The organism is Delftia tsuruhatensis NBRC 16741, assembly GCF_001571325.1.
Taxonomy (GTDB): Bacteria; Pseudomonadota; Gammaproteobacteria; order Burkholderiales; family Burkholderiaceae_C; genus Comamonas; species Comamonas tsuruhatensis.
The window spans coordinates 1-14,635 of sequence record NZ_BCTO01000019.1 but is presented as its reverse complement, the minus strand read 5'-3'; the positions used below and the strand labels follow the sequence as shown (position 1 = coordinate 14,635).

Annotated in this window: 19 protein-coding genes; 4 read left to right on the top strand and 15 right to left on the bottom strand. The window is 65.7% G+C overall.

What is annotated here, in order from left to right; translation table 11 throughout:
* Positions 1-26: 26 nt before the first annotated feature.
* The 4 genes from DTS01S_RS08085 to lptF all read right to left on the bottom strand — a co-directional run bounded on the left by DTS01S_RS08085 (position 27) and on the right by lptF (position 3,693).
* A complete protein-coding gene (locus DTS01S_RS08085) occupies positions 27-968 on the bottom strand; it encodes a CysB family HTH-type transcriptional regulator (protein ID WP_016445880.1) in 942 nt (313 codons plus the stop codon).
* A gap of 64 nt (positions 969-1,032) precedes the next feature.
* Complete coding sequence (locus DTS01S_RS08080) at positions 1,033-1,446, bottom strand: sirohydrochlorin chelatase (protein WP_016445881.1); 414 nt, start codon at positions 1,444-1,446, stop codon at positions 1,033-1,035.
* Positions 1,447-1,456: 10 nt separating this feature from the next.
* A complete protein-coding gene (gene lptG / locus DTS01S_RS08075; protein ID WP_017407657.1) occupies positions 1,457-2,566 on the bottom strand; it encodes an LPS export ABC transporter permease LptG in 1,110 nt (369 codons plus the stop codon).
* Positions 2,566-3,693, bottom strand: a complete 1,128-nt coding sequence (gene lptF, locus DTS01S_RS08070) for an LPS export ABC transporter permease LptF (RefSeq protein WP_016445883.1) — start codon at positions 3,691-3,693, stop codon at positions 2,566-2,568. The genes lptG and lptF overlap by 1 nt, the downstream gene beginning before the upstream one ends.
* A 23-nt stretch (positions 3,694-3,716) precedes the next feature.
* On the opposite strand from lptF, the gene DTS01S_RS08065 reads away from it, so the two are divergent.
* From DTS01S_RS08065 to DTS01S_RS08055, 3 genes are read left to right on the top strand one after another with little or no spacing between them, the layout of a single operon-like run.
* On the top strand, positions 3,717-5,318 hold the full coding sequence (locus DTS01S_RS08065) for a leucyl aminopeptidase (RefSeq protein ID WP_026062599.1): 1,602 nt from the start codon (positions 3,717-3,719) through the stop codon (positions 5,316-5,318).
* A gap of 45 nt (positions 5,319-5,363) precedes the next feature.
* Positions 5,364-5,795, top strand: a complete 432-nt coding sequence (locus tag DTS01S_RS08060; RefSeq protein WP_026062598.1) for a DNA polymerase III subunit chi — start codon at positions 5,364-5,366, stop codon at positions 5,793-5,795.
* A gap of 3 nt (positions 5,796-5,798) precedes the next feature.
* Positions 5,799-6,614 (top strand): hypothetical protein, encoded by an 816-nt coding sequence (locus DTS01S_RS08055; RefSeq protein ID WP_017406251.1) that lies wholly within the window; start codon positions 5,799-5,801, stop codon positions 6,612-6,614.
* A 53-nt stretch (positions 6,615-6,667) separates the two neighbouring features.
* Here the strand turns inward: DTS01S_RS08055 and DTS01S_RS08050 are convergent, their stop codons facing one another.
* Positions 6,668-7,684: a D-2-hydroxyacid dehydrogenase family protein gene (locus DTS01S_RS08050; protein ID WP_017406250.1), complete on the bottom strand. Its 1,017-nt coding sequence runs from the start codon at positions 7,682-7,684 to the stop codon at positions 6,668-6,670.
* A gap of 188 nt (positions 7,685-7,872) precedes the next feature.
* Here DTS01S_RS08050 and DTS01S_RS08045 point away from each other — a divergent pair, with 188 nt between their 5' ends.
* Positions 7,873-9,147: a tyrosine-type recombinase/integrase gene (locus tag DTS01S_RS08045; protein WP_061287560.1), complete on the top strand. Its 1,275-nt coding sequence runs from the start codon at positions 7,873-7,875 to the stop codon at positions 9,145-9,147.
* On the opposite strand, the gene DTS01S_RS08040 is transcribed toward DTS01S_RS08045, so the two are convergent.
* The 10 genes from DTS01S_RS08040 to rdgC form a co-directional block, all read right to left on the bottom strand.
* Positions 9,134-9,379, bottom strand: coding sequence for a helix-turn-helix transcriptional regulator (locus tag DTS01S_RS08040; protein WP_012205378.1), 246 nt, complete (start codon positions 9,377-9,379; stop codon positions 9,134-9,136). The genes DTS01S_RS08045 and DTS01S_RS08040 overlap by 14 nt on opposite strands.
* Before the next feature lie 112 nt (positions 9,380-9,491).
* Positions 9,492-9,716, bottom strand: coding sequence for a hypothetical protein (locus DTS01S_RS08035; RefSeq protein WP_061287559.1), 225 nt, complete (start codon positions 9,714-9,716; stop codon positions 9,492-9,494).
* Positions 9,713-9,895: a hypothetical protein gene (locus tag DTS01S_RS08030; RefSeq protein WP_061287558.1), complete on the bottom strand. Its 183-nt coding sequence runs from the start codon at positions 9,893-9,895 to the stop codon at positions 9,713-9,715. The genes DTS01S_RS08035 and DTS01S_RS08030 overlap by 4 nt, the downstream gene beginning before the upstream one ends.
* A 52-nt stretch (positions 9,896-9,947) precedes the next feature.
* Positions 9,948-10,241, bottom strand: coding sequence for a hypothetical protein (locus DTS01S_RS08025; protein ID WP_061287557.1), 294 nt, complete (start codon positions 10,239-10,241; stop codon positions 9,948-9,950).
* Positions 10,238-11,992, bottom strand: a complete 1,755-nt coding sequence (locus tag DTS01S_RS31140) for a hypothetical protein (RefSeq protein ID WP_061287556.1) — start codon at positions 11,990-11,992, stop codon at positions 10,238-10,240. Before DTS01S_RS31140 ends, DTS01S_RS08025 begins: the two co-directional genes overlap by 4 nt.
* Before the next feature lie 151 nt (positions 11,993-12,143).
* Positions 12,144-13,154, bottom strand: coding sequence for a DNA-methyltransferase (locus DTS01S_RS08015; protein ID WP_061287555.1), 1,011 nt, complete (start codon positions 13,152-13,154; stop codon positions 12,144-12,146).
* 101 nt (positions 13,155-13,255) lie between these two features.
* A complete protein-coding gene (locus DTS01S_RS08010) occupies positions 13,256-13,540 on the bottom strand; it encodes an H-NS histone family protein (protein ID WP_061287554.1) in 285 nt (94 codons plus the stop codon).
* A 29-nt stretch (positions 13,541-13,569) separates the two neighbouring features.
* Positions 13,570-13,752: a hypothetical protein gene (locus DTS01S_RS08005; RefSeq protein WP_061287553.1), complete on the bottom strand. Its 183-nt coding sequence runs from the start codon at positions 13,750-13,752 to the stop codon at positions 13,570-13,572.
* Positions 13,749-13,979 (bottom strand): hypothetical protein, encoded by a 231-nt coding sequence (locus DTS01S_RS08000; protein WP_061287552.1) that lies wholly within the window; start codon positions 13,977-13,979, stop codon positions 13,749-13,751. Before DTS01S_RS08000 ends, DTS01S_RS08005 begins: the two co-directional genes overlap by 4 nt.
* A 1-nt stretch (position 13,980) precedes the next feature.
* On the bottom strand, positions 13,981-14,635 hold a 655-nt coding region (gene rdgC, locus DTS01S_RS29445; protein ID WP_169804691.1), incomplete at its 5' end, for a recombination-associated protein RdgC.

The window sequence follows — 14,635 nt, the reverse complement described above, 5'->3', positions numbered from 1 at the left end:
CACTGCAGGTCCGGTGGGGCGGAGGATCAGAGTTCGTAGTCGTGCACGTGGCCGTTCATGGCGCGCATGATGAGATCGCGCGTCAGGCGGTCGCTGAGCAGTTCGGCGAATCGGTAGACGAAATTGCGCAGGTAGGCGCCGCGCTTGATGGCCACGCGTGCCACGCTCTGGCCGAACAGGTGGCCCATGGGGCGCACGACCAGGTCATTGACCGGGTCGTCGCGCATGGCCATTTCGGCCACGATGCCGATGCCCAGGCCCAGGCGCACATAGGTCTTGATCACGTCGGAGTCAATGGCCTCCAGCACGATGCGCGGACGCAGGCGGCGCGTGGCAAAGGCCTGGTCGATCTTGCCGCGACCCGTGAACGAAGGGTGGTAGGTGATCAGCGATTCGTGGGCGATGTCGTCCAGCGTGATGCGCTCTTTCTGCGCCAGCGGGTGGCCTGTGGGCATGACCAGCACGTGCTGCCATTCGTAGCAGGGCAGGGTGACGAGATCGGGGTAGTCGGCCAGGGATTCGGTGGCCATGCCGATGTCGGCCACCTCGTCGATGACCATGCGCGCCACCTCTGCCGGAGTGGCCTGGTGCAGGCTGATCGTGACCTTGGGATACAGGTCGCGCAGCCGTGCCACGGCAGGCGGAAGCACGTAACGGGCCTGTGTGTGGGTGGTGGCAATCGACAGCGTGCCGCTGTCCTGGGCGCTGTACTGCTCGCCGATGCGCTTGAGATTTCCGATCTCGCGCATGATGAGCTCGATGCTCTTGAGCACCTCCAGGCCGGGTTCGGTGATGCGCTTGAGGCGCTTGCCGTGGCGCGCAAAGATGTCGATGCCCAGCTCTTCCTCCAGCTCGATGATGGCCTTGGAGACGCCGGGCTGCGAGGTATGCAGGGCCTTGGCCGCCTCGGTGAGGTTGAGGTTGCGGCGCGCCGCTTCTTGGACGAATCGGAATTGGTGCAGGTTCATGGCGGTGACAGCAGGGTGCTGCGCGCCATTATGCTGCATTTATATAAAGAAGCGATTCGTTATTTCAGCTTCCCGGTGCGCCACGGGGCTCCGTGGCCACCAGTGCCAGTTCTGCCAGCAGGGCCGTGACACGCGGATGCTCGCCCACGGCCGGCTGCAGGTCCACGGCCACCTGCGGATGGGTATCGCTTATCTCCTGCACCAGCTTCGGGATGTCCTCGCGCGCATGCTTGCCCGTGCCAAGGAACAGGGGCAGCACGGTGATGTGCGTGGCGCCGGCCTCGACCAGCCCGCGCGCGGCAGTGGGCAGGTCGGGCGCGCAGGCCTCCAGGTAGGCGCAGGCGGCCAGGGATTGGGGATGCGTCTGCTGAACGGCCTTCAGCACGGCCTCGATGGGTTGGCGCCACAAGGCGTCGCGCGAGCCGTGTGCCAGCAGGATCAGTCCGGTCCTGCCGGCAGATGTTGTCTCGTTTTGCACGGCAACGGTCCTAGCGGCGCAGCACCAGCCAGGTGAAGGCCGTCAATGAAAGAAGGCTGTAGAGCAGGCCCGGCGCCGCAGCGGTCAGCCAGGGCGACCAGGTCTGCAGCGTGCCGATGTAGCCGAACACGTTGTTCAGCAGGAAGAAGCTGATGCCGGCCATGACGCCGCCGAACACATAGGCCGCGATGCCGCCCGAGCGGAAATGCAGGTAGGCGAAAGGCAGGGCCAGCACCACCATCACCAGGCAGCTCATCGGGTAGAAGACCTTGCGCCAGAACTCGATCTCGTACTTCTGCGCAGCCTGGCCGTTGGCTTCCAGGTGGCGCACATACTGGAACAGCGAGATGGTGGACATGCGATCGGGCTTGAGCAAAGCGGCCGAGACCATCTCGGCGCTGATGCCCGTCTTCCAGTTCATGCTGTCTTCTTTCTCGCGCTGCAGCACCATGCCGCCGTCGGGCTTGGCCGTCAGGCGGCTGGCCTGCACGCCCTGGAGCATCCAGGATTCTCCGTCTTCGCTCACCTGCGCCGATTCCGCATGGATCTGGGCAGAGATGCGGCCCTGGCCGTCAAAGTCGAAGATGCGCACATTCGAGAAATCGCCCGGCCCGCGAATGGCACGCACGTTGATGGCAATGGAATGATCGCCCTGGCGCTCCTTGAGCCAGGCACCCGTGGCCCCGCGTGACAGCTGGGCCAGGTGGATGGCGCGTATGTTCTGGCCCGCGTTCTCGGCCGCAGGTGCCAGGTAGTCGCCGGTGCCGAAGGTGACCAGCACAAAGCCCAGGCCCAGCACCATCAGCGTGCGCAGCGCCAGCCAGGGGCCCATGCCGCTGGTGCGCATGATGGTGAATTCCGAACTCTGGGCAAAGCGCGCCATCACGTAGATGGTGCCGATCAGCACGGTGATGGGCATCAGCTCGTACAGGTGGCTGGGAATGCGCAGCACCACGAAAAGCAGCGCGTGCGTGATCTTGTAGCCGTTGTCGCCGCCGCGCCCGACCCATCGCAACTCATCGACCAGATCGAAGAAGAAGAACAGCGCCAGGAAGGCCAGCGTCACATAGCCGACGGCCGCGATGATGTCGCGGTACAGCAGGTTTCTCAGAACTCTCATCATGGCACCGCCTTCGCGTCGTCCAGGGCAGTCGGCTTGCAGGGCCTGCGCCACAGATCGCGCGGCGACCAGCGCCTGTGCCGCACCAGCAGCACCAGCAGCGCCAGCAGCAACGTGCCGCCGTGCAGCAAGGCCGTCATGGCGGGCATGCTCAGCTTGCCCGAGGCCACCCAGTTCTCGCCCAGCGTCATGAGGTTGTAGTACACGATGAAGGCGAACAGCGCGAGCATGAGGCTGCCGCTGCCACCGGCACGCGGGTTCACGCTGGCCACGGCCAGGCCCAGGATCACGAAATTCAGCGCCGCCAGAGGCAGGCCTATGCGCCAGCCCAGTTCGGCGCGGTAGATGGGTTCGGTGCGCGGCAGCAGCTCATGCGTGTACGTGCTGCGCGCGGCCATTTCCTCGGCGGCGGCCAGATTGTTGCCGCTGCCGAGCTGCGTGCCGTATTCCTTGAACTCGCTGATCTTCACCGAGCCGTCGCTGGTCTGCGTCTCCATGCGCTGGCCGTCGGTCAGCACGGCCATGCGTTCGCCCTTGACCACTTCCAGCCGCGCCCCGCGCGCCGAGGTCACGGACTCGCGCCCGCGCTCATTGGCCACGATGAACACATTGTTGGCAGCGGTGGCGCTGGGCACGTCCTTGTCGATGAAGAACACGCGCGAGCCGCCGGCAGACTCCTGGAACTCACCGGGAGCGATGCGGTCGATGTCGCTGCGCTGCTCGAACTGGGTCTTGATCTGCTCGATCTGCTGATTGGCCCAGGGCAGGATGCCCAGGCCCAGCACGGCGATCACGGCCAGTACCGGCCAGGCAAAGCGCAGCAGCGGGCGCAGCAGGCTGGCCAGTCCCTGGCCTGCGGCGAACCAGATCACCATCTCGCTGTCGCGGTACATGCGCGACAGCGAGCCGACCACGGCCACGAAAAGTCCCAGGCCCAGGATGGTGGGCAACTGGCCAAGCACCGTATATCCCATGACCAGCAGAACGTCGGAAGGGCTGACATTGCCCTTGTAAGCCTGACCCAACGTGCGGATCAGCATCATGGTCATGACGACCGTGATCAGCACCACGACCGTGGCACCGAAGCTGCGGGCCAGCTCTTTGCGTATGGATGAATCGAATAACATTGGCTGAAAGGAAAACGCCGATTATGAACTTTGAACTGAAGCCGTTGACGACTGCCGCTGCAGTACGTGAAAAGTGTGACCTGTTGTTGGTGCTGGTGACCGAAGCCACGGCCACGGGCAGCGACGCGCTGTCCACCCTGGTCGCTCACGCGGTCAAGGCCGGAGATTTCGAAACGGCAGCCGGCAAGCAGTTGGCACTGTACGGCCTGCCGGCCGTGGCCGCCCGCCGCGTCGTGCTGCTGGGCGCGGGCAGCGGCTCGGCCCGCGACGTGCGCCAGGCGGTGGCAGGCGCAGGCTCGGCCCTCAAGGCAAGCGGCGTTGGCAAGGCCGTGCTGTGCTTCGGCTTCGAGGCCACGGGTGGCGCTGTTGCAGCAGCGGTGGTGGCCGCGGCCGATGCCTGCTACAGCTATACCCACACCAAGCCCCAGGCCAAGCCTGTGGCGCTCAAGAAGCTGGTGATCGCGGCGACGGGCGCCAGTGCCGCGTCCGGCAAGTCCGGCGACAAGAGCGGGGACAAGGGCGGGGACAAGGGCGGCATCGCCGCCGCTTTCAAGATCGCCGTGGCCCAGGCCGAAGGCATGGCCCTGGCGCGCGAATGGGCCAATCGCCCGGCCAACCACGCCACTCCCATGCTGCTGGCCGACGCAGCCCGTGCCCTGGCCAAGCTGCCCGGCATCAGCTGCAAGATCCACGGCCCCGCCGAAGTCGCCAAGCTCGGCATGGGCGCCTTCATGGCCGTGGCCCAGGGGTCGGAGCAGCCGCTGCGCTTCATCGAGCTGCACTACAACGGCGGCGCCAAGGGCGCCGCGCCCGTGGTGCTGGTGGGCAAGGGCATTACCTTCGATACCGGCGGCATCTCGCTCAAGCCTGCCGCCGAAATGGACGAGATGAAGTTCGACATGGGCGGTGCCGCCAGCGTGCTGGGCGTGTTCCAGGCGCTGGCCCAGCTGCAGCCGGCCATCAACGTGGTCGGGCTCATTCCGGCCTCCGAGAACATGCCCGGAGGCGCAGCCGTCAAGCCGGGCGACGTGGTCACCAGCATGAGTGGCCAGACCATAGAAATCCTCAACACCGATGCCGAAGGCCGCCTCGTGCTCTGCGATGCGCTGACCTACGCCGCCCGCTTCAAGCCCCGCGCCATGGTGGACATCGCCACGCTGACCGGTGCCTGCGTCATCGCCCTGGGCGGGCTGCGCAGCGGCATGTTCTCGCCCAGCGACGAGCTGGCCCGTGCGCTGGAGCAGGCGGGCGATGCCGCGCTCGACCCGTGCTGGCGCATGCCGCTGGACGAGGAGTATGGCGAAGGCCTCAAGAGCAATTTCGCCGACATGGGCAATGTGGCAGGCCGCGCAGGTGGTGCGGTCACGGCGGCCAAGTTCCTGCAGCGCTTCGTGGGAGACATTCCCTGGGCTCATCTGGACATCGCCGGCACGGCCTGGAAGAGCGGCGCCGCCAAGGGCGGCACGGGCCGCCCCGTGGGCCTGCTGCTGCACTACCTGCTGGCCAGCGTCGATGCCGGCAAGGCGCCATCCAGGGCCGGCGCGCCCAAGTCGGTTGCGGCGCCCAAGGCCGGCTCTGCCAGCCGCCGCAAGGCAGCCGCAGCAGTCCAGCCGGAGCAGGCCTGATGGCATCGTCCCCATCCGCACGGGCCTGCGCGAAAGGAGCGTCGCTTGACTGAAGTGGCGTTCCATTTCAACGCGCCCGACAAGCTGGCCTATGTGTGCCGTCTTGCGCGCAAGGCACTGCGGCATCGCACGCAACTGGTGGTGCTGGGATCTTCCGCGTCGCTCAAGACCTTGTCGCCCAGGCTCTGGAGTGTCTCGCCCACCGATTTCCTTGCCCACGCCGTCGAAGGCGATGGGGCCGGCATTGTGGCCTTCTCGCCCATTGTGCTGCTGGAGCGGCTGGACAGCGCGCCGCACCACGACATGCTGGTCAATCTGGGCGGCGATGTGCCAGAAGGATTCGAGCGCTTTGCGCGTGTCGTTGAAGTGGTGTCTGCCACCGATGAGGAAGACCGGCATCTGGCCCGGCAGCGCTGGAAGCATTACGTGGCGCAGGGGATCTCCATCAAGCGCCATGACCTGGTCCTCAAGGAGTAAGCCATGAGTGCTCCCTCCAAAACCCCGCCACGCTTTGTTCCCACGCTCACCGATGTCGTGCCGGTCGATGCAGTGCAGTCGCCGGTGGCAGAACCGCCTGCTGTCGCTGCGTCCGAACTGCCGCACAGCGGCGAGACCGATTCCTGGGCGAGCGAAGGCATGCTTGCGCCACGCCGCGGCCTGGTTTCCATGCCCGCGTCCCTGCCGCCGCTGCCCCTGGATCTGCAACCCCAGCGGTCCATGGTCGCCGAGCCTGCGCCGCCTGGACAGGGCCCGCGGCCTGCAGTGCAGCCCGTGCATTCCGACTATCTGCCGCCCAGTGCGCCGTCCGTGGAAATGCAGCTGGCCCAGGAGAGCCGTCTGCTCGAAGTGGCCGAAGTTGCCGAACCGGCCGATGTGCCAGAGGTGGCCCCGGCCGCACCGATCGAGGACGTTATTCCTGCCGCGCCGGTGGTGCAGGCCGACGCTGCCACGCAAGGGGTCGAGCCGGATCCGGCATCTGCGGCACCTGGAGCACCTGGGGCATCACCCGCCTGTGCATTGCCCACCATGGAGTCCATCTGGGACAGCCACGCGCAGCAGGTCACCGAGGAGTATCTGGTCCATCGCCTCATGCAGCGCGTGGACCTGGTGCTGGACCAGCGCCTGCGCGATGCCATCGCCACGGTGGTGCAGCAGCAGACGCGATCCATCGTCGTGCGCCTGCGCGAAGAGGTGGAGTCGGTGGTGCGCCAAGCCGTCTACGAGGCCGTGGCCGACGAACTGGCCCACCGGGCGAGTGCCGCACGCGGCGATGCTGTACAGGGCGGGGGGCGTTGATCCGTGATCGGGTAGGCGGGTGAAGGGTGAGAGGTGCCCGCCTGACCCGGCCTTCAGCCTGCGCGTGCCGGGCCTGAGAACACCTCGGGATTGAGGATGTTGCTGGGCTGGCCTGCAGCGAAGTTCACCACATTGTCGAAGGCGGCGCGGAAATACAGCTCATAGCTGTCTTGCTCCACATAGCCGATGTGCGGCGTGCAGATGCAGTTCTCCAGCCGCAGCAGTGCGTGGCCCTGGAGAATGGGCTCGCTCTCGAAGACATCCACGGCCGCCAGGCCGGGGCGGCCACGGTTGAGCGCGCCCAGCAGTGCATCGGCCTCCACCAGTTCGGCGCGCGAGGTGTTCACGAACAGGGCTGTGGGTCTCATGCGCGCCAGATCCTGGGCGGTGACGATGCCGCGTGTGGCCTCATGCAGGCGAAGATGCATGGACAGCACATCGGATTCGGCAAAGAAATCCTCGCGCGAAGCGGCGGCCGAAAAGCCGTCGGCCTGTGCCTTCTGGCGCGAGGACTCGCTGCCCCAGACCAGAACCTTCATGCCGAAGGCATGGCCATAGTGGCCCACCAGCCTGCCAATGCGGCCATACCCCCAGATGCCCAGCGTGCGCCCGTGCAGCACGCTGCCTAGCCCGAAATTGGCGGGCATGGACGCCGCCTTGAACCCCGATTGCTGCCATGCGCCGTGCTTGAGGTTGGCGATGTACTGCGGCAGCCGCCGCGTTGCCGCCATGATCAGCGACCAGGTCAGCTCGGCCGGTGCGATGGGTGAGCCCACGCCCTCGGCAATCGCAACGCCCTGGTCGGTGCAGGCCTGCACATCGATATGGGCGCCGGCCTTGCCGGTCTGCGCGATCAGCTTCAGGCGCGGGAGTTTTTCCAGCAACTGCCGGCTGATCTGCGTGCGTTCGCGGATCAGCACGATGATGTCCGCATCGCGCAACCGCACCGACAGCTGGCCCACACCCTTGACGGTATTGGTGAAGACCTTGGCGTTGAACGGCTCCAGCAGCCGCGCACAGTCCAGCTTGCGTACGGCGTCCTGGTAGTCGTCAAGAATGATGATGTTCATTGCCTGTGAATCTCTCATAAGCCTTTGATTTATCTCCGGGTTGCCGCGCAAGAGGTTGTCGGCAAATGATTTATTCCATTCGTGCGCTTACCTTTGTGCTTCATCTGCACTTGCCTGGACTCGTCTACACTTCACCGCTCGGTATAGGTTTTGTGTAGGTTTTTACGGCACTCAAGGTATAGCTTCAGATGTTCTTTGACGCGCGTGCAGCCAAGGCCCTAAAGCAGGGCGAACACATTGTCGTACAAGGTTGTCCGGGCCTGAGGCTCGAGGCATCGGCCAGTACGAAATCATGGACCTATCGTTACAGAAGCTTGGCGGATTCGGCAAAGCTCAAGCAGGTCAAGCTTGGGCAGTGGCCGGCCATGTCTCCTGCTCAGGCCGCAGCCGAATGGCAGGCAGCACGGGACTTGCGTGAGCAGGGGCGGGATCCTGCTGACGAGCGCAAGCTGGCGCGCAAGGCAGTGGCGCAACCGGTTGCACAGGTTTACACACTGAGCATGCTGGTTGACGACTATGCCGCACGGTATCTCAGGGTCAATCGTGAGGCCAAGGGCGCCCGCAACATAGAGCAGCGGCTGCGCAACGCGATATCGGGACGCGAATCGACATCCGTGGCCGAGGTGGGGCGCTCTTTCGTGTACGACGTCATTGAAGGCCTGGCTGACCGGCCCGTGCTGGCCAAGTCCGTGAAGACGGAGATGGCGGCCGCGTGGCGCGTAGGGTTGGAGTCGGGGAAGATCCCGGATGGCCTGCCGAATTGGTGGGCGGAACGCACTTCCCACAAGCTACGCAGCAAAGGCGCGGTGCGCGATGGCAAGCACAAGGGCACCAGCAAGCGTGTGCTGAGCGGTGCGGAAATCAAGACGCTGATCGGTGGCGAGCTGTCGATGTTCAGCCAGCAGGTTCAGGATTTCCTGACGCTGCAGCTGTGGACATGCACGCGCGGCGGGGAGATCTGCCAGATGCAGAAGAAGCAATTGTCGGAAGAGGGGGGTGTGCTTTGGTGGACCGTGCCCAAGGAGGCAATGAAGATTCGACACGTTGAGGTCGCGCATGACCTGCGTGTGCCTTTGTTCGGTCGGGCCGAGCAGATCGTGCGACGTCTGCTGGCGAATGAGGGGCAATGGCTGTTCCCGAGCATCGGGCGCGATGGTGTGCTGAAAGGGCAGACCCAGGCCTACATGCAGACCAAGGTGCATTATCTGCAGCCCTACAGCAAGACGAAGCCCGAGCACAAGCGGGCGCGGCTGACCGTGACGCATTGGTCACCGCATGATCTTCGGCGGACGGGGCGCACCATCCTTGCGTCGATGGGCTGTCCGCATGAGGTTGGAGAGGCGATCCTTGGCCACGTCCTCCCTGGCGTGGCCGGCGACTACAACCTCTACAGGTACGACGCAGAGCGCCGCCAATGGCTGGCAGCGCTCGATGCGAAGTTGGAGGAGTTCATCGGGGCTTAGGGGCGCCGGTGTTCTCTGGTGGCAGCAGCTCAGACGCTGGCCGCCGGGCGGACCAGTCATCGAGTTCCGCGCGCAGCCAGCCCACGCGCCTGGCAGACAACTGGCGTGGCTGGGGTATCTGGCGCTCACGCACCAGTTGTTCGAAGGAACTGACGCTCAGCGCCACGTAGGCTGCGGCATGCTCGCGGCCGAGCACGGCAGGTGCAAAGTTCAGAGTGATGCTCTTGGACATGGGCGTCCTCAATGAAAAAGGCCCGCGGGTGCGGGCCAGGTGGGTGGTTCGTCGTTGTCGGGGAGCGGCGCGCGCTTGTCGCGCCAGTGCTCGGGCTTCTTGCTGGGCATGGCTATGCCGGTCCTTTCTGCTGCGCCTGGGCGCGCTGTGCAAGCCACTTGGCCTCGGTGGCCACGGCAGTTGCGCGGTCGGTGGCAATCACCGGGAGTTGCAGGAGTGGGTAGCGTTCTCCAAAGCCAGCGCACGCCAGGACAGCCCCGGATTCGTCCTGGATCACCCGGCCAAAGCCTGCGGGCCATTTCGTCATGTACTGCGCCAGAATTTCAAGCAAGGTCATGTGCTCTCCTTGTGCCCAGTGGGGCGCTGTGCCTCGGCGAGGCGGGGCATGCCGCGCTCATCGAACAGGTGTTCGGGCAGGACTTCATCGCGCATGCACATGGGTACATGGTCCGAATGCCCGCAGTTGGAGCAGGCGGTGATGGCATCGCCCAGGCCTTTGCAAGAGAGGATCTGCACGAAACCATTGCGACAGATCGTCCCGGGCAGCGTTGCGCTGCATGCGTTGGCTTTACTCATCGTGTTCCCCCTTGGCTGCTGCCTGGGCTGCGACACGGGGCAGAGGCCATGCCGCGTACTCGCCTTCGGGCAGTTCGTCGGTCACGTCGCGCTCGGCCCACTTCTGGAAGTCGGCGAGGCTGGCTTTGGGGTAGCGCGCGCCATCGCGCACGGCTGGCCCGTCGTACTGCACCGAGCCGTCGAACGCACTCTGCCAGATGACCGTGCGGTCGTTCACAAGACCGCCAGCGTTGCCAGGGCGCTTGCCGCGATAGGTGCGGCCCACCCTGATTTCGAGCGCGCTCATGCATCACCGCCTTCCTTGGCCTGGGCTGCGACAGCTGCGCGGGCGGCGTCGAACATGGCGCGCACGTCATCGATGGTCGCGTCGTCTCCAAGTTCGGGGTACTGTCGCAGCGCGAGATCGAATGCCTCGTCATCGGTGAGAGCAGCATCCACGATCGCGCGGAAGCGGGCGGCGTCCTCGATCGTCTCCACGTCCACTGCAGGCGCAGCAGGTGCTGCCTGTGCACGTAGCACACGCGCCGCCCGGGACGGTCCGCTCAGAATCACGCCTTCGGACTCTGGTGCGTCGGGAAGGCTGTCGAAGAATTCGAGGATCTCTTCCAGCTTGTCGGCCTCTTCCTTGTGGAAGATGACCTCCAGAGAGTCGTCTTCCTTCGTCTCGCCCCAGTCCTCCACTGCCGTGTTCACGATGCGGGCCAGCTGCAGTAGGTTCTCGATGACCTGCGCAGCAGGTGCCTGGGGCGCTGCTGCCAGCGCGGCACGAGCCAGGGCGCGAACAAGGCCTGCAGGGTGGCTACGCGCCAAGGTCGCGAGACGGCCGGGCTCGGCCAAATACGAATCCGCCTGCTCGTCTCCAACCAAGGTCGGGGCTGCAGGCGCTTCCTGTGCTGGGGCCTGGGGGGCGGTGGGCGCGGCAGCCATCGAGTGGAATGCAAAGGCGCCATCAAGGAACGCCCCTGCAAACTTGCGCGCCATGTTCTGGCACTCGACCTCTCGGCCGACATAGAGCTGCTGCGCGCCGTCTCCTGCAACTACCGCGTGGCTCCAAAGCATGCTTGCGTGAGAGGGCACGACTTTGTAGCGAGCGAGCGCCATGGCATCCATTTGCTCGTGCGGGTATTCGCCCTGGGGCGCTTCCAGGGCGCGGGACAGGTCGCCGGTTGTGTACCGGCGCAGCTCTGCAAGGGTCTTCGGAGCATCGCGCTTCTTGTCGATGGCACTGCATGCCGAGGCGATCAGGTCAAACGGAACGGCGATCATGCTGCCGGGCTTCGCGGCGGCGAGAGTAGCCGCGCCATTGGCGAATTCCTCGACCTCGGTGTAGCGAGGATGGTCTGGCGCAACGATGAACGACTGATCGTCCACCAGCGTCAGGCCCACGTCCTGGATTTCATCCGTCAGCCAGCCCCCACGGTCGTGGTCGTAGCGCTCGCACTCGAAAGACCCATCCGAACCCTTGACCGGCAGCGTGTAGCTATCGAACGGGCCGCCATAGGTCGGCACTTTCACGCCAGTTTCGTGATGCGTGATCCACATGAAGAAGGGGCGGCCTGTGATCGGGCACACATCCGGGCACCAGGGCGCGGACTCTGGGGCTGCAGGCGCTTCCAGGGCGGGCGCTGCAGCGGCGCGCATCTCGTGAGCAACGCCCTCGGTCGGCTGATCTGCAGCGATGGTTGCCGCGTCGATCAACCCGATTCCTTGAGCCCAGGCCGGGCCGTTATCAACGGCGAACTGCTGTAGAACGTCGCTGGTCCCGTCCAGCCAGCTCGAGAGCACCTGGTCTTCAGGGCGCCGGCCGTGGCACAGCAGAGCGATCGCGTCACCAAATCGCTTCAGGTAGGTCGTCGGCCTGCGCCACTCCTCGCCCTGGGGCGCCACAGCGGCAGGAGCTGCCCCGGCGTAGAGCGGCGTTCCGTACTCAAAGCCGCTGATGTCGCACAGAGGCTTGATCGCGCGCTCGCCGAACTGCGCGTCGTCGTGGCTTGCTGAGCAGATCTCAGCCACGGGCTGTTGGTTCGTTGCTGTCATGAGACTTCCTTGGGGATGCGCCACCAGGTGGCAGTGGTGTTGATGACGTGGCCTGCGCGCTGCAGCAGCGGGCACACGGCCTGGATTGGTTTGGAATTCACGGGATGCAGAAACAGGAAAGCCCTCGCGGCATACCGGGAGGGCTTCGGGATCAAAAAAGCCCGCGTTGTGCGGGCTCTGGTTCGGGTGGTCGTGTGGCGCGGCGCTGGGGCCTGGCCGTGGGCGGCGGTGCAGCAGAGGCCTCGATGCGCTCGCGCTGCAGGGGCTCGTAGTCGGGATTCAGCTCGCAGCCCAGGTACTGGCGGCCGAGCTGTAGCGCGACGGCGGCCGTGGTGCCGCTACCCATGAATGGGTCCAGCACGACATCACCTGGCCGGCTGCCGGCGCGAATGCAGGGCTCGATGAGCGCGGGCGGGAACGTGGCGAAGTGGGCGCCCTTGTATGGCCGGGTGGCCACGGACCACACGCTGCGCCGGTTGCGCATCTCGCGCGGGCCAATCTCATGCAGCGAGCCCCGAACATTGGCGTTGGTGCCGCTCACCCGCTCTCCTGGCAGATGCAGGAGAGGCCTCACGTTGCCTGGCCCGCGCGGGCACGCGGATACCTCCCTGACAGCCTCGTTGTCGAAGAAGTAGCGCGGCCCCTTGGACAGCAGGAACAGGTACTCATGCGCCTTCGTGCAGCGGTCCGTCACGCTCTCCGGCATCGGGTTCGGCTTGTGCCAGATGATGTCCTGGCGCAGATACCACCCATCGGCCCGGAGCGCGAAGGCCAGCATCCAGGGGATGCCGATGAGGTCTTTGGGCTTGATGCCCTGATCAGGCCATTTGCGCTGGTCGGCCAGGGTCACCTGCGTGTGCCGCCGGCCGAAGCGCTGACCGCGCGCGCCTTGAGCGCCCGTGCCGCCACCGCTGGCATAGCTGTCCCCGATGTTGAGCCACAGCGTGCCGTCGTCTGCGAGCACGTCGCGCACGCAGCGGAACACCTCGACCATGGCCGCGATGTACTGCTCCGGCGTCTGCTCCAGGCCCAGCTGGCCGGCATGGCCGTAGTCGCGCAGGCCGAAGTAGGGCGGCGAGGTGACGCACATCTGGGCGCGGACGCCCTGGACCGCCCAGGCGCGCATGGTGTCTCGGCAGTCGCCGAACTCGATGGTGTTCATGGGACTCCAGAAACGAAAAAAGCCTGGCGGCATTACCCGGGCAGGCTTTGGAAGGGGGAGGGGAGGTATCAGGACAGCGCCCATGCGCTGTGCTCATGCCTCTACTGGGTGGCGATCAGGAACGGAGCGCGGTCCTTGCCCACGATCCAGTTCGGCGGCTTGCCCCGGCCTGTCCAGGTCGCACCGGTGGCGGGGTCGCGGTACTTCGGGGTGCCCCCGCTGCCTTTTGTCTTGGAGGGCGGGAAGACATCGGCAGCGGTCAGGCCGTGCTCTGCGATCAGCGCGCGGGCTTCGGTCACAGCCTTCGCCTTGGCTTCGGCCTGGGCTTGGGCGATCTGGGCTTCGAGGGCGGCTTTCTGGGCCAGCAGGTTCTGGTAGTCGGTCATGTCAGGGGTTCCTTTCTTGGACGGGGTGATCAGTGGCCGCAGGGCAGGGCATCGCCGCGGTTGTGGTCTTCGGGCAGTTCGGCGCCACAGCCGAAGCAGTGCGTGGGCTTCTGCTCTTCCCACCAGATGGCGCGGGCACGTTCGGCGGCGCGGCGCGCGGCTGGCAGATCGCGCTCGGCGCGCGTGGGCTGGTGTTCTGTGTCTTGGTTCATGCTGTTGAGGCTGGGGCCGCCGGCCGCATCCAGATGCTGGCGAGCACATCGGTGGCGCGCGGGCGGGAGGGGTTGCGGATGCGATAGCGGCGGTACTTGTCACACACGCAGGCGTTGCACTGGTCGGCCAGCCCGTCGGGGCTTTTGACCAGGGCGCGGAAGAAGCCCACGTGGGCGGGCCAGGGCTCTCTGCAGGTGGTGCAGACCTTTTCGGAGGCGGTGGCCATGTCAGAACGGCACATCACCTGCCTGCAGGCCAGGAGCTCCAACGGCTTTCACGCCATGTCCTTGTCCTGGGAGAACAGACCGACGGCCATCAGCGTCCTGCGCGGAAACCACGCCCTCCTTCTCCATGCGCTCCAGCAGACGGGCCGCGCGGTTGTAGCCGATGCGCAGGTGCCTCTGCAAAAAGGAGATCGACGGTTTGAGGTGCTGGTGCACCAGTCCCGCCGCCTGCTGATAAATCGGGTCCGGGCTGTCCGCCTCATAGTGCGCGGCTGGCTCGGACGACGCAGCGAGCGATGCCGGCAGGGCTTGCCCCACGCCTGTTCGACCCTCGCCGCCCAGCGCTTCAATCAGGGCGGGGATGAGCTTCGACAGCTCGCCCGTCGTGATCGCCACGTCGGCATCGAAACCGCCATCGCCATCCTTGGATTCGGTCACGACATCCAGCATCGCAACCTTGCGCAGCTGCAGGCCATGGGTCAGCACGAAGCTCACGCGGTCGTCCCAGGTCATGGCGACGCACGTGGGCAGTTTCCCGTGCTCGATGTGCTGCTGCACCTCGGCGATGTCCAGCGGGTGGCGTCCGTAGCGCACCACGGCCTTGGATTCGTCGGCGGCCTTGAGCTCGCATTCACGGTCAATCGAGAATCCGGCGGGG